The 12782-nt window shown below is 65.4% G+C and carries 15 protein-coding genes; 6 read left to right on the top strand and 9 right to left on the bottom strand.

The annotated features are described in order from the left end of the window. Positions 1-3 precede the first annotated feature (3 nt). A complete protein-coding gene (locus ACFPOU_RS22265) occupies positions 4-483 on the top strand; it encodes a DUF7931 domain-containing protein (RefSeq protein ID WP_379726750.1) in 480 nt (159 codons plus the stop codon). Positions 484-751: 268 nt separating this feature from the next. Continuing rightward, positions 752-1051: a hypothetical protein gene (locus ACFPOU_RS22270; protein ID WP_379726753.1), complete on the top strand. Its 300-nt coding sequence runs from the start codon at positions 752-754 to the stop codon at positions 1049-1051. Positions 1052-1202: 151 nt separating this feature from the next. On the opposite strand, the gene bamC is transcribed toward ACFPOU_RS22270, so the two are convergent. The 8 genes from bamC to ACFPOU_RS22310 all read right to left on the bottom strand — a co-directional run bounded on the left by bamC (position 1203) and on the right by ACFPOU_RS22310 (position 8256). Continuing rightward, a complete protein-coding gene (gene bamC / locus ACFPOU_RS22275; protein WP_379726756.1) occupies positions 1203-2363 on the bottom strand; it encodes an outer membrane protein assembly factor BamC in 1161 nt (386 codons plus the stop codon). 48 nt (positions 2364-2411) lie between these two features. Continuing rightward, entirely contained in the window at positions 2412-3302 is an 891-nt protein-coding gene (dapA, locus tag ACFPOU_RS22280; RefSeq protein ID WP_379726759.1) for a 4-hydroxy-tetrahydrodipicolinate synthase, read from the bottom strand. 61 nt (positions 3303-3363) lie between these two features. Next, positions 3364-3936 (bottom strand): class I SAM-dependent methyltransferase, encoded by a 573-nt coding sequence (locus ACFPOU_RS22285; protein ID WP_379726762.1) that lies wholly within the window; start codon positions 3934-3936, stop codon positions 3364-3366. Beyond that, positions 3933-4586: a site-2 protease family protein gene (locus tag ACFPOU_RS22290; protein WP_379726765.1), complete on the bottom strand. Its 654-nt coding sequence runs from the start codon at positions 4584-4586 to the stop codon at positions 3933-3935. The genes ACFPOU_RS22285 and ACFPOU_RS22290 overlap by 4 nt, the downstream gene beginning before the upstream one ends. Before the next feature lie 53 nt (positions 4587-4639). Beyond that, positions 4640-5263 carry an L-threonylcarbamoyladenylate synthase gene (locus tag ACFPOU_RS22295; protein ID WP_379726767.1) on the bottom strand — a complete coding sequence of 208 codons (624 nt, stop codon included), beginning with the start codon at positions 5261-5263 and terminating at the stop codon, positions 4640-4642. After that, positions 5260-6156 (bottom strand): protease HtpX, encoded by an 897-nt coding sequence (htpX, locus tag ACFPOU_RS22300; RefSeq protein WP_379726770.1) that lies wholly within the window; start codon positions 6154-6156, stop codon positions 5260-5262. Before htpX ends, ACFPOU_RS22295 begins: the two co-directional genes overlap by 4 nt. A 121-nt stretch (positions 6157-6277) precedes the next feature. Further along, complete coding sequence (locus ACFPOU_RS22305; RefSeq protein WP_379726773.1) at positions 6278-7111, bottom strand: 3',5'-nucleoside bisphosphate phosphatase; 834 nt, start codon at positions 7109-7111, stop codon at positions 6278-6280. Positions 7112-7377: 266 nt separating this feature from the next. Then, on the bottom strand, positions 7378-8256 hold the full coding sequence (locus ACFPOU_RS22310) for an alpha/beta fold hydrolase (protein ID WP_379726776.1): 879 nt from the start codon (positions 8254-8256) through the stop codon (positions 7378-7380). Positions 8257-8419: 163 nt separating this feature from the next. On the opposite strand from ACFPOU_RS22310, the gene ACFPOU_RS22315 reads away from it, so the two are divergent. The 4 genes from ACFPOU_RS22315 to ACFPOU_RS22330 all read left to right on the top strand — a co-directional run bounded on the left by ACFPOU_RS22315 (position 8420) and on the right by ACFPOU_RS22330 (position 10993). Further along, positions 8420-8944, top strand: a complete 525-nt coding sequence (locus tag ACFPOU_RS22315) for a gamma carbonic anhydrase family protein (protein WP_379726779.1) — start codon at positions 8420-8422, stop codon at positions 8942-8944. A gap of 3 nt (positions 8945-8947) precedes the next feature. Further along, positions 8948-9904 (top strand): Hsp33 family molecular chaperone HslO, encoded by a 957-nt coding sequence (gene hslO, locus ACFPOU_RS22320; protein WP_379726782.1) that lies wholly within the window; start codon positions 8948-8950, stop codon positions 9902-9904. A gap of 136 nt (positions 9905-10040) precedes the next feature. Then, positions 10041-10547 (top strand): Dps family protein, encoded by a 507-nt coding sequence (locus tag ACFPOU_RS22325; protein WP_379726785.1) that lies wholly within the window; start codon positions 10041-10043, stop codon positions 10545-10547. A 23-nt stretch (positions 10548-10570) separates the two neighbouring features. Beyond that, the gene (locus ACFPOU_RS22330) at positions 10571-10993 is read left to right on the top strand and encodes an acyl-CoA thioesterase (protein ID WP_379726788.1); all 423 of its coding nucleotides are present in this window, start codon (positions 10571-10573) and stop codon (positions 10991-10993) included. Positions 10994-11038: 45 nt separating this feature from the next. Here the strand turns inward: ACFPOU_RS22330 and ACFPOU_RS22335 are convergent, their stop codons facing one another. After that, entirely contained in the window at positions 11039-12538 is a 1500-nt protein-coding gene (locus tag ACFPOU_RS22335) for an ATP-binding response regulator (RefSeq protein WP_379726791.1), read from the bottom strand. Positions 12539-12782: the final 244 nt, after the last annotated feature.

Consider the following 12782-nt stretch of genomic DNA (forward strand, 5'->3'; position numbering starts at 1 on the left):
GCGATGAGCGAACCGGCAATCGTGCGCTTCGATACGCGCCGCGCGCTGCAGGCGCACTGGCGCGCGCTGCTGGGCCGGGCGGTACGCCGGATCGACCTGTTCGATCCGGATTTCGCCATGCTGCCACTGGGCGCGCCGGACGTCGAGGCGACGCTGCGCGCCTTCCTGCGCGGCGGCGGCACGCTGCGCCTGGCGCTGCACGACGCGAATTTTATTGCGCGCGCGTGTCCACGCTTTCTGGGTCTGGCGCGTTACTACAGCCAGCGGATCGAATGCCGCCGGAGTCCGCGGTCGCTGCGGCACCTGTCCGATGCCTTTGCCCTGGCCGATGGCCTGCATGTCGTACGGCGCTTCCATTGCGATCACATGCGTGGCGAAGCGGCGTTCGATGCGCCGGCGGCGGTGGAACCGCCGGCTGTCCGCTTCGAGGCATTATGGGAAGAATCGGAGACGATCCTCTGCCCGACTGTTGTGGGACTGTAAATTATGCAGATATCAACACCTGAAGACGTTTCTTGACCTTTGTAGCATCTTGTAACAAAATGAATCTTATCAAGACACAAAATACTTCCATTTAGGCATGTGTTTTCTATTGCGATTCATGAAATTTGGCTATAATATCGGGTTAGGAAGGTTCCGTTGTTTATCAAGCACTGTTACCAGTATGAAAGCACACGAGAATTCCAACGCGCGATAATTACCGGTAATTATTCATCGCTACAACAAGTACTCACTTAATTAAGGAAAAACCATGAAAAAATCCCTGCTGATCGTTTCGCTGATGGCTGTTGCTCTGGCTGCTTGCTCGAAAAAAGAAGAGACCACCACCACCACCACCACCCCAGCTGCTGTTGAAGCACCTGCTGCAACGACCACCACCGACGCCGCTGCTCCAGCTGCAACCACCACCACCACCACCACCACCGACGCCGCTGCTACCCCAGCCGCTGACGCTGCTGCTGCTGCCGCAACCGCTTCGGCTGCTGCCGCCGACGCTGCTTCGGCTGCTTCGACCGCCGCTGACGTCGCTGCTGACGCTGCCAAGAAGTAATCAGGTATCCACTGATGAAAAAACCGGTCTGCGGACCGGTTTTTTTTCGCCCATCGGTTTGTTTTTGCATGTCGGCAGGCATGCGATCGGCAAAAACAGGGGCGTGAAAAAGCCGGCCACATGGACCGGCTATTCATTCATGCGTCAGCGATTACTTCAGCTCGTCATTGAGCAGCGAGAGAATCTTCTTGCCCGTCGCCGAGGTATCGGCCGCGCCCGCATTATCCTGCACGCTCACGCTGCTGGCATTGCCGTTCGGCTCGGCCTTGACCACCACGCGGTAACGCTGGGCTTCCTTGGCCTTGTCGGAATCGCCGAAGCTGAACAGGCGCTTGACGAAGCCTTCCTTGTTCGAGCCGTCCGGATCGACGTAGCGCACGAAATAGACGCCCTGCACGCGGTCGCGGTCTTCGACGGTGAAGCCGACGCGGTCGAGCGCCAGGCCGACGCGGCGCCAGGCGCGGTCGAAGCCTTCGTTGACCTCGACGCGGTCGCCCAGCAGCTTGGCCTGCTGCGGCGCCGGCGCCGCGTTTGCCACGGTCGCCTCCGCCGCCTTGACCTGGGCCGGCTCGGTGGCGCCGGTCAGGCGCGCGACGAGACGCGCCAGGAACTGCGATTCGAGGGCCGGATCGTTCGGACGCACGGTCCAGGCCGTCGTTTCCTTGGCCGGGCCGGTCAGCACTTCCTCGGCGCCGCGATGGCTGATGTAGATCTCGGTCGAGCCGTCCGGCAGGCGCTCGAGGCGGGTGCGGTACTTGTCGCGCTCGCCGGTCGAATAGGCGCGGTCGAACACGCGGCCGATCGTGCGGCGCACGATGTCCTGCGGGATCTTGGCACGGTTCTCGGCCCATTCGGTTTCCATGACGCCGGTCGTGCTCGACTCCAGCGCCAGCACGAAGCCGGCGTCCTGCCAGAACTGGCGCACCTGCGGCCATAGCTGCTCGGGCGTCTGCCTGACCACCAGCCAGCGCTGGTCGCCGGCACGCTCGACGCGCACCGCTTCGGTCGCGACCGGGCCCACGGCGCCGGCGCCGGGGGCCGCGAGCGCCACCGTGCCTGCCTGCGCCGCGGCGCCGGCCGGCTGCATGCCGGAAGCGGTGGCCACGCCGCGGCCATCCGGCACGGCGTAGCGGTTTTCCTTCGACAGCTGGGTCAGGTCGGGCGGCACGTCCAGCGGTGCGGCTTTCCTGGACGCCTTGTAGTCCACCTTGTCGGACTCGAACACGGTCGTGCATGCGGCCAGGGAAAGCGCCATGGCGCCCAGGGCCAGCACGCGCACGGGAGCGGAGGTCGTCTTATTGCTTTTAGTCATAGCGTTACATTGTCTGATCGGTAAACGGAGACCCTCATGGGAGGATCATCACTGCGGGGATTGGGGGACCAGGCCCGCGGCGCGCAGGGCTGCGCGGACGGTGTCGTGGAAGGGGCTCGACAAGGGCGCAAGCGGCAGGCGCAGGCCGGGCGGCATCTTGCCCATCTCGGCCAGTGCCCACTTGACCGGCACCGGATTCGGCTCGACGAAGAGCTTGGCATGCAGGTCGAGCACGCGGTTGTTGATCTCGACGGCACGCTTGACGTCGCCGGCCATCGCGGCAACGCACAGTTCGTGCATGGCGCGCGGGGCGACGTTGGCGGTGACCGAAATATTGCCGGCGCCGCCGCAGAACATCAGGGCCATCGCGGTCGGATCGTCGCCCGAGTACACGGCGAAGGACGGGTCGACCGTGCGCAGCAGTTCGATGCCGCGTCCGATATTGCCGGTCGCATCTTTCACCCCGACGATATTGGCAATCGACGCCAGGCGCGCGATGGTCTCGTTGCTCATGTCGGCGACGGTGCGGCCCGGCACGTTGTAGAGGATGATCGGCAGGTCGACCGCTTCGGCGATGGCCTTGAAGTGACGGTACATGCCTTCCTGGGTCGGACGGTTGTAGTACGGCACCACCTGCAGCGAGGCGTCGGCGCCGACTTCCTTCGCGCCGCGCGTCAGGGCGATGGCTTCGGCGGTCGAATTGCCGCCGCTGCCGGCGATGACGGGAATCCGGCCGGCCACGTGGTCCACGGTAAGCTTGATCAATTCGACGTGCTCGTCCGGCGTGACGGTGGCCGATTCGCCGGTCGTGCCGACGATGACGATACCGTCGGTGCCTTCTGCAACGTGCCAGTCGATCAATGTGCGCAGGCCGTCCTTGTCCAGACTGCCGTCTTCGAACATCGGCGTAACGATTGCTACAATGCTGCCCTTAATCATAGTCAGTGGTACGTGCGGTAGAGGAAAAATCTGATTGTAGCGGATCGTCCGCCAATATGGTTCATTCCCGACCAACTAAATGGTCGAGCCGGCCCTCGATGGGGAGGAAGCCGGGCCCGGCCGCGCAGATGCGCTGCACCCGGGCCGGCTTCGGCAGCGCCAGCACGCCGTCTTCGTAGGCGAGCACCGTGAGGCCGCCCCGCGCGGCCAGTTCCAGCAGTTCGCCCGGGTGCAGCAGGAAGGCCGGATTCGCGGGCTTGCCGAAGGCTTCGTTACCGAGCGCAAAGGTTTCATAGATCAGCACGCCATCCGGCGCCAGGCTGTTCACGATATCGTCCAGCACGGGCCGGTGCAGGTAGTTCGTCACCACGATGCCGGCGAAGCGCGCGGCGCCGAAAGGCCAGCGCGCGCCCTCCACTTCCAGGTCGATCCGCATGGTCGCGATGCCGGGACCGGCAGCCAGCGCCAGCGCCTGCGGGTCGCGGTCGACGGCCAGCACCGGATGGCCGAGCCCTGCGAACAGGCGCGCGTGGCGCCCGCCGCCGCAGGCCAGGTCGAGGACTTCGCCGGGCGGCACGGCGGCGCCGAAGCGGCGCACCCAGGGAGAAGCGTCCAGGCTAGGGGCGTGCATCATGTCAGGAAGAAGGTAAAGGGCGAAGCGATCAGTTTCACCGCCTGGGCGCCGAGCCACATGACCGGCTGCACCCAGAAGGCGAGCAGGTTGAAGTACAGGAGCGCGAGCAGGATGAAAAAGCCGTAGGGCTCGATCTTCGCGAACTTGAAGGCCAGGCGCTGCGGCAGCATGCTGGTGACGACGCGTCCGCCGTCGAGCGGCGGCAGCGGGAACAGGTTGAACGCGAAGATCAGCAGGTTCGTCACGATGCCGGCCTGCGCCACCTTGTGCGGGAAGTCCTCGCTCACGTCCAGGGCCGTCAGCACCACGGCCAGGACCAGCCACATCACCGCCATCACGAAGTTGGCCAGCGGACCGGCCAGGGCGACCCAGGCCATGTCGCGCTTCGGATTGCGCAGGTTGCCGAACTGGACCGGCACCGGCTTGGCATAGCCGAACACGAAGCCCGACATCAGGTACAGCGCGATCGGAATGACGATCGTGCCGAGCAGGTCGATGTGCGAGATCGGATTGAGGGTCATGCGCCCCTGCGCGTACGCCGTGTTGTCGCCGAAATAGCGGGCGGCGTAGGCATGGGCGGCTTCGTGCAGGGTAATCGCGAAAAGAACGGGCAGCGCGTAGACTGCGATGTTGCGAACGATTTCATCCATAGGGGAGCGATTCTAGCAGAGCCGGACACGGCGGTCCGGCAGGTAAGGGGCGGTCAGAGGCCGAATGCGGCGGGGTCGCCCCGGCCCGCGCGTACGAGCACCGGCTCGGCACCGGTCAGGTCGACGATCGTCGTCGCCTCCAGCATGCCGGCGCCGCCGTCGATCACCAGTTCGATCTGCCGTTCGAGGCGCGCACGCACCTCGTCCGGGTCCGACAGCATGTGCGCATCGCCCGGCAATTGCAAGGTCGTGCCGATCAGCGGCTCGCCCAGCTCTTCCAGCAGCGCCAGCGTGATCAGGTTTTCCGGCACGCGCAGGCCGATGGTCTTGCGCGACGGGTGGGACAGGCGGCGCGGCACGTCGCGCGTCGCTTCCAGGATGACGGTGTAGGGCCCAGGCATGGTGGCCTTGAGCATGCGGTACTGGGCATTGTCGACGCGCGCGTACTGGGCGATTTCCGACAGGTCGCGGCACAGCATGGTCAGGTGATGCTTGTCGTCGATGCCGCGCACGCGGCGCAGTTTTTCGACGGCGGCCTTGTCGTCGAGCTGGCACACGAGCGCATAGGCCGAGTCGGTCGGCAGCGCGACCACGCCGCCGGAACGGATGATCTGCGCTGCCTGCTTGACGAGACGTGCCTGCGGGTTTTCTGGATGGATCTGGAAAAACTGGCTCATCGCGCGCCCGCCTGCGCCGAAGACCTCAGCGCCTGCAGGGCTGCGATCCGCTCTTCCATCGGCGGGTGGGTCGAGAACAGCGCGCCCCAGCCGCCGCCGCCGCCGGAAATACCGGAAGCGCTCATCGACGACGGCAGCATGCCGGGCTGCAAGCCGCCCAGGCGCGCGAGCGCGTTCTGCATCGGCACCGCGCTGCCCAGCAGCTGGGCCGAGCCGGCGTCGGCGCGGAATTCGCGCTGGCGCGAAAACCAGGCGACGATGATCGAGGCAACCAGGCCGAACAGGAGCTCGCAGACGAACACCGACGCCATGTAGCCGATGCCGCGGCCGTCTTCGTTACGCAGCAAGAGCTTGTCGACGAAAAAGCCGACCACGCGCGACAGGAACACGACGAAGGTGTTGACCACACCCTGGATCAGGGTCAGCGTGACCATGTCGCCGTTGGCGATGTGCGCCACTTCATGGCCGAGCACGGCCTCGACTTCGTCGCGGGTCATGCCTTGCAGCAAGCCCGTCGACACGGCCACCAGGGCCGAGTTCTTGAAGGCGCCGGTGGCGAACGCGTTCGGCTCGCCATCGTAGACCGCCACCTCCGGCATGGCGATCCCGGCACGCTCGGCCAGCTGGCGCACGGTATCGACCAGCCACAGCTCGGTCGAGTTCTGCGGCTGCTCGATCACGCGCGCGCCGGTCGACCACTTGGCCATCGGCTTGCTCAACAGGAGCGAGATGATCGAGCCGGTGAAGCCCACCACCAGCGAAAACACGGCCAGCGCGCCGACATCGATCCCTTCCGCGCTCACCGCGCGTCCCACCCCGAGCAGGTTGAGGACGAGCGTCAGCACCAGCACAACCGCGAGGTTGGTAGCAAGGAATAACACAATGCGCTTCATGGCTTGCCTCCGAGGCAGGAATGACGTTAACAGGCTGCCAAGATAAGGGTGCCAAAGGGAAAATTCAAGGGCGGCGGCTTACGACGGGCTTAAACCGCCGTGCGCGCGCGCCGGATGGACGCTAAAACCAGTCGTGCCAGACAGGGGTGACGCCGGCAGGCAGCGGCGGCAAGGCATCGAACTCCACCCGCGCCTCCCCCGGCGCATGGAAGTCGGTCCCGCGCGAGGCCAGGAAACCATAGCGCCGCGCCACCTCGGCATAGGTCGCATACTGGTCCGGCGTATGGCTGCCGGTCACCACCTCGATCGCATTGCCGCCCAGCTGGCGGAATTCGTCGAACAGCGCATCCTCGGCCGTCTGCGACAACTTGTAGCGGCCCGGATGCGCGATCACGGGGATGCCGCCGGCGCCGCGGATCCAGGCCATCGCCTCGGACAGCGCGGCCCAGCGGTGCGGCACATACCCCGGCTTGCCTTCGGTCAGGAAGCGGCGAAACACGTCGGCGGTCGTGGCGCACTTGCCGCACTCGACCAGGTAGCGCGCGAAATGGGTGCGCGAGAGCAGGTCCGGGTTGCCGACGAAGTGGAGCGCGCCTTCGTAGGCGCCCGGAATGCCGGCCTCTTCCAGCTGGGCGGCGATCTCGCGGCCGCGCGCGTCGCGCCCCTGGCGGGTTTTCGCCAGGCCCGCCAGCAACGCCGGATCGTCCGCATCGATCTGCAGGCCGACCAGGTGCACGGTCTGGTTTGCCCAGGTGACGGAAATCTCGACGCCCGGCACGAAGCGCATGCCCTGCTCCCCGGCGGCCGCGCGGGCGGACGCGATGCCCCCCACTTCGTCGTGGTCGGTCAGGGCCCAGACCTCGACCCCACCCTTGCGCGCATAGGCGGCCAGCGGCGCCGGCGCGAGCACGCCGTCGGAGACATTGGAATGGCAGTGGAGATCGACTTTCAGCATGGTGCGCAGCGGTTTTCTGGACGAGCAAGCATTGTACGCCGCATTGGGCGACCCGGCGCGGCCGCTTCCGCCTGCCGGGCAGGCAATGCTGGCGTTGCTCATTCTGCGGAGAAAAAAGAGAATGAAGACCTGCCACGGCGGCTGCCACTGCGGCGCGGTGCGCTGCGAGGCCGACCCCCGGCGCCTGTCGCGCGCTTGCAAATATTATTTGCCGTTACAGGTATTCATGCAAATATCGTTTGCACCCGACCCCTGCGGGTCGCCGGCTATTTCGCCAGGAACTGCTCGATCAGGCGTGCCAGTACGGCCGGCTGATCGTGGTGTACCATGTGCCCCGCGTCGGCCACGATATGGGCTTCGACCTGGGCCATGTGGCCCAGGCGCCGGTCCACTTCGGCGCGCATCTCGTCCTGCGGGCCCATCCAGCGCCACATGTCCGTCTGCGCCGCCTCGATCCACAGGACCGGGGCGCTGATCCGTTTCCACATCGCGATCATCTCGTCGAGGTGGTACAGCAGCGGCCCCGGCATCTTGTGCGCCGGGTCCCCGAGAATCTCGTACTCGCCCGCTTCGTTGCGCGCCGACCAGTGCTCGGCCAGGAAGTGCGCGCGCTCGGCCGGCAGGCGGGGGTTGGTCTTGCGCAAGCGCCCCGCCACTTCCTCCAGGCTGGCATAGGCGCGCATGGCCGGCGGCATGCGCAATTCGTCGAGCCACTTGGCCATGCGTCCGGGCGCCTGCTCCGGTCTGGCGCCCATCAGCCCGATGCCTTCCAGGTTGATCAGCTTGCTGACGCGTTCCGGCCGCACGCCGGCAAACATGCTCACGACGTTGCCGCCCATGCTGTGGCCCAGCAGGTTCACCGCTTCCTCGGGCGCATAATGCGCCAGCAAGGCGTCCAGGTCGGCCACGTAGTCCGGGAACCAGTAGGTATCCGAATGGGCGCGCTCGGACAGCCCGAATCCGCGCCAGTCGTTGGCGATCACATGCCAGTCGCCCGCCAGGCTGTCGACGACGAACTGGAACGAGGCCGACATGTCCATCCAGCCGTGCGACATGAACAGTTTCGGGGCGCCTGCGCGGCCCCAGTGGCGCACATGGGTACGCAGGCCGCGGACGGTCAGGAATTCGGAACGGGAAGGTGTCATGGCTGGCTGAAAAAGTACGGTCGTTCGGATCGAATCCGCCGATTATACGCAAGGCGTTGAATTCCTGCCGGCCAGCCCCACCTGCCCACATTCGGGGATGTGCAACGACGACGGACGCGAGGGCGTAAAATAGCGGCATTACAACTCTTGCGCGAGCATATCCATGGCGATTTACCAGCTGGGCGAGCATGCGCCCGAGATCGATGCATCGGCGTTCGTCGCCGATTCGGCCAACCTGATCGGCAAGGTCACTCTCGAGGCCAATGCCTCGGTGTGGTTCGGCGTCACGATTCGCGGAGACAATGAACGCATCACGATCGGGGAAAACAGCAATGTCCAGGAAGGCACGGTGATGCACACCGACGTCGGCTACCCGCTCGTCATCGGCAAGGGCGTCACCGTCGGCCACCAGGCCATGCTGCACGGCTGCACGGTGGGCGACGGTTCGCTCATCGGCATCCAGGCCGTGATCCTGAACGGCGCCAGCATCGGCAAAGGCTGCCTGGTCGGCGCCGGCGCCCTGGTTACCGAAGGCAAAGCGTTCCCGGATAACTCACTGATATTGGGTTCGCCTGCGAAAGTGGTGCGGACGCTCACGGAAGAAGACCTGCAGCGCCTGCAAGCCAGCGCCGCCAGTTATGTGGTGCGTGGCCAGTTGTTCAAGGCGCAGCTCAAGTACATCGGATAGACAATGACGACAACGGACACCAAGGACACCCTTCAGAAATTCATCTTCGACAACGCCGCCGTGCGCGGCGAGCTGGTCGAGATTTCCGACACCTGGCGCGAGATCCAGGCCCGTCACGGCTACCCGAAGCCCGTGCGCGCCATACTGGGCGAGATGGTGGCGGCCTCGGCCCTGCTGTCGGCCAACCTGAAATTCAACGGCTCGATCGTGATGCAGATCCACGGCGACGGTCCCGTGCGCCTGCTCGTGGTCGAGTGCGACGCCGACCTGCGCATCCGCGCCACCGCCAAGCTGGCCCCGGGGGTGGATGTGGCGGACGACGCCACCCTGAGCCAGCTGCTCAACGTCAACCGCAAGGGCCGCTTCGTCATCACGCTCGACCCGCTCGAGAAGATGCCCGGCCAGCAGCCCTACCAGGGCATCGTCCCGCTCGACGGCGAGAGCGTGGCGACCGTCATCGAAAACTACATGATGCGTTCCGAGCAGCTCGACACGCGCCTGTGGCTCGCGGCCGACGACAAGGTCGCGCGCGGCCTGCTGCTGCAAAAGCTGCCGCGCCACGGCGGCAAGGATGACCAGACGGTGCAGGCGAGCGAAGAAGAAGACCTCGAGACCTGGAACCGCGCGGTCGTGCTCGGCAGCACCCTGAAGCAGGAAGAATTGCTCAGCACCGACATCGCAAGCCTGCTCAACCGCCTGTTCTGGGAAGAGACGATCCGCGTCTTCGATCCGCAGCATCCGCAATTCCACTGCAGCTGCACCCGCGAAAAAGTCGGCAACATGCTGAAAATGCTGGGCCGGCCGGAAGTCGAGGCGGCGCTGTCCGACCTCGGCGAACTGGGCATCAACTGCGACTTCTGCGGCAAGCACTACGCCTTCGACAAGGTCGATTGCGCCCAGCTGTTTGCAAGCGATGCGCCGGTCGAAAGCCTGATTCCACCGAGCGCGAGCATTAACTGAACCGGCCGGTGTCGATGTCCCGGATTTGAAACGGGGCATCGTACGACAGGGTTTTCCGGCCGGTGCTAAGCTGTTGCATTGTTAACAGTGTTGCTGTTTCGATCAACACTGTCACTTCACCAAGGGGAGAACCGCAATGCACATGGATACCGGAATCAGCAACGAAGACCGCGCCAAGATCGTCGAGTCGCTCTCGACCGTCCTGGCCGATGCCTACATGCTCTACCTGAAGACGCATAATTTCCACTGGAACGTGACCGGCCCGATGTTTTCGAGCCTGCACGTGATGTTCGAGGAGCAGTACACCGAACAGTGGACCGCGCTGGACGACATCGCCGAGCGCATCCGCGCCCTCGGCCATTTCGCGCCGGCCACCTACAAGCGCTACGCCGAGCTGTCGAACATCACGGAAGAGCCGGACGTGCTCTCGGCCAAGGACATGATCCGCCAACTGGTCGACGGCAATGAAATCCTGACCCGCACCCTGCGCGCGGGCGTGAAGGTCGCCGACGAACTCGACGACTTCCCGACCGCCGACATGCTCACGACCCGCATGGAAGTCCACGAGAAAAACGCGTGGATGCTGCGCTCCTTCCTCGAGCAGGGCGCCGGCGCGACCCAGGGCGACGCTTCGTCGGACTGAGCTTTTTGCAGGATTCGTCGACGATGCGCGATACGCCCCGCTCCGCCTTTCCCCATTTCCTGGCGCTGCCGACGCGCTGGATGGACAATGACAGCTACGGGCATGTCAACAACGTCAACTACTACAGCTTCTTCGACACCGCGGTCAATCAGTTCCTGATCGGCCGCGGCGTGCTCGATATCCACACGGATGAAGTCGTCGGCTTCGTGGTCGACACTTCCTGCTCCTACTTCAGTTCGATCTCGTTTCCCGACCTGGTCCACGTCGGCTTGCGCGTTGCCAAATTGGGTAATGCCAGCGTGCGCTACGAACTGGCCCTGTACCGCAACGACGAGGCGCTGCCCTCGGCGGCGGGACATTTCGTGCATGTGTACGTGGACCGGCGCAGCGCTACTTCGCGCCCGATTCCCGCGCCGGTGCGCGCTGCGCTGCAGGCGCTGGCCTGAGGACGAACATCGACGCCGGTGCACGGGCGCCGGCGCGCATCGCCTTCACCGTACGCGTCTCGTCCCCAGAGCTTCGAGCAGCTCTTCCATTGGGACCGGCTTGGCGAAATGCCGATCGAACCCTGCTTCCTCGGACAGCACGATATCCGACTGTTTTCCGTATCCCGACAGCGCGATGAAGACCGCCTTGGCCAGGCGCGGCATTGCCTTCATCTGGCGGCACAGGGCGCGCCCGTCCTGCTCGGGCAGTCCGATGTCCAGGACGACGACGTCGAGCGGCTCGGCGCGCGCGCATGCGAGGGCGTCGCGCGCGCTGTAGGCGACGAACAGCGTGTGCCCGTTGGCCTCGAGCAGCGATGCCGTCGCATCGGCGGCGTCACGGTTGTCGTCCACCACCAGGATCCGCCGCGGCGCGCCGGCCCCCGTATCGTACGCGGGGAGCGCAGCCGTCGGGGCCGGGCGCGGGGCCGCTGCCAGCCGCGGCAGGGTGATCACGAACCGGCTTCCCTGGCCGAGCCCGGCGCTGTCGGCCGATACCGTTCCCTCATGCAGTTCCGTGATCTTCTTGACCAGGGCCAGGCCGATGCCCAGGCCGCCCTGGGAGCGGTCGATCGAACGCTCGGCCTGGACGAACAAGTCGAAGATGCGCGGCAAGAAGGCGGGCGCGATCCCCTGCCCCTGGTCGCTCACGGCAACGTGGACATGCTGCTCCGTGGCGCTGATGGCGACGTCGATGCGGCTGCCTTCGGGGCTGTAGCGATTCGCGTTCGTCAACAGGTTGCTGATCACCTGGGTAAGGCGCGTGCGGTCGCCGCAGACGTGGACCGGCTCGTCGGGAACATCGATTTCCAGGACCTGCCGTTTCGACGCCACCGCCGCGCGTACCTGCTCGAGCGCACCGTGCAGCGCCGCCGTCAAGTCCACCGGCTTCTTTTCCACCGTCACGAGCCCGCGCGTCACGCGCGACACATCGAGGAGGTCGTCCACCAGTTTGCTCATGTGCCACACCTGGCGCGAAATCATTTCCCCGGTCTGGGCGATGCGCTGCTGGTCAGCGCGGATGAACTTCAGGAGTTCGGCCGCCGTGCTGATGCCTGCAAGCGGATTGCGCAGTTCGTGGGCCAGCATCGCGAGAAACACGTCCTTGCTCGCATTGGCGTGGGCCAGTTCGCGGTTGGCCGCTTCCAGATTGCTCGCTTGCTTCGCCAGGCGCGCCTGCAGGGTTTTCATCTGCTGGCCGAAATAGCTGATCGTGGTGCCGATTGCCAGGAAGAGCAACAGGATGACGCTGGCCTGGCTCGACAGCAGGGGGCTGTAAGGCGAGATGAACAGGTAGCTGCTGATCGCGGCGCTCACGAGCGTGCAGGCGATACCCGGCCCGAAGCCCCCATACAAGGCCGAGATCACCACCGGTACCGTGAAAATGACGACCGGGACCGCGCCCCCCAGGATCGGGCCGAGCTCGAAGCGCAAGGCCGCCGCGATCAAGGCGCCGGCGACGGCCAGCAGATAGGCGGAGCCGTGCCGCGCAAGCCAGTGGCGCATGCTCGCAAACGGTCGAAGTGTGGTGAAAAATGGCATGGGCACGGCTGGTCTGGCGAAGCCAGCACTATACCCGTATTTATGTCGGCTGACTCTGGCGGAAACGGCTGGCAAATCGTCGTTGGCCGCCAGGCAAGCCGGCGCCGCGCCCGGTGTGGCGCGTGCAGGCGCCCTCGTGCCGGGCGCGGGCCTGCCCATGCATCGGCGTGTTCACGCCGGAGCTCGTGTCCGAATGTCAGACCTGACC

Origin of the sequence: Massilia jejuensis, from assembly GCF_042656795.1 — a bacterium.
Lineage (GTDB): Bacteria > Pseudomonadota > Gammaproteobacteria > Burkholderiales > Burkholderiaceae_D > Telluria > Telluria jejuensis.

What these genes read in the sequence shown, in the direction of transcription:
- ACFPOU_RS22265 (WP_379726750.1), top strand. Translation starts at nt 4, where the DNA reads ATGAGCGAACCGGCAATCGTGCGCTTCGATACGCGCCGCGCGCTGCAG.
- ACFPOU_RS22270 (WP_379726753.1), top strand. Translation starts at nt 752, where the DNA reads ATGAAAAAATCCCTGCTGATCGTTTCGCTGATGGCTGTTGCTCTGGCT.
- bamC (WP_379726756.1), bottom strand. Translation starts at nt 2,363, where the DNA reads ATGACTAAAAGCAATAAGACGACCTCCGCTCCCGTGCGCGTGCTGGCC.
- dapA (WP_379726759.1), bottom strand. Translation starts at nt 3,302, where the DNA reads ATGATTAAGGGCAGCATTGTAGCAATCGTTACGCCGATGTTCGAAGAC.
- ACFPOU_RS22285 (WP_379726762.1), bottom strand. Translation starts at nt 3,936, where the DNA reads ATGATGCACGCCCCTAGCCTGGACGCTTCTCCCTGGGTGCGCCGCTTC.
- ACFPOU_RS22290 (WP_379726765.1), bottom strand. Translation starts at nt 4,586, where the DNA reads ATGGATGAAATCGTTCGCAACATCGCAGTCTACGCGCTGCCCGTTCTT.
- ACFPOU_RS22295 (WP_379726767.1), bottom strand. Translation starts at nt 5,263, where the DNA reads ATGAGCCAGTTTTTCCAGATCCATCCAGAAAACCCGCAGGCACGTCTC.
- htpX (WP_379726770.1), bottom strand. Translation starts at nt 6,156, where the DNA reads ATGAAGCGCATTGTGTTATTCCTTGCTACCAACCTCGCGGTTGTGCTG.
- ACFPOU_RS22305 (WP_379726773.1), bottom strand. Translation starts at nt 7,111, where the DNA reads ATGCTGAAAGTCGATCTCCACTGCCATTCCAATGTCTCCGACGGCGTG.
- ACFPOU_RS22310 (WP_379726776.1), bottom strand. Translation starts at nt 8,256, where the DNA reads ATGACACCTTCCCGTTCCGAATTCCTGACCGTCCGCGGCCTGCGTACC.
- ACFPOU_RS22315 (WP_379726779.1), top strand. Translation starts at nt 8,420, where the DNA reads ATGGCGATTTACCAGCTGGGCGAGCATGCGCCCGAGATCGATGCATCG.
- hslO (WP_379726782.1), top strand. Translation starts at nt 8,948, where the DNA reads ATGACGACAACGGACACCAAGGACACCCTTCAGAAATTCATCTTCGAC.
- ACFPOU_RS22325 (WP_379726785.1), top strand. Translation starts at nt 10,041, where the DNA reads ATGCACATGGATACCGGAATCAGCAACGAAGACCGCGCCAAGATCGTC.
- ACFPOU_RS22330 (WP_379726788.1), top strand. Translation starts at nt 10,571, where the DNA reads ATGCGCGATACGCCCCGCTCCGCCTTTCCCCATTTCCTGGCGCTGCCG.
- ACFPOU_RS22335 (WP_379726791.1), bottom strand. Translation starts at nt 12,538, where the DNA reads ATGCGCCACTGGCTTGCGCGGCACGGCTCCGCCTATCTGCTGGCCGTC.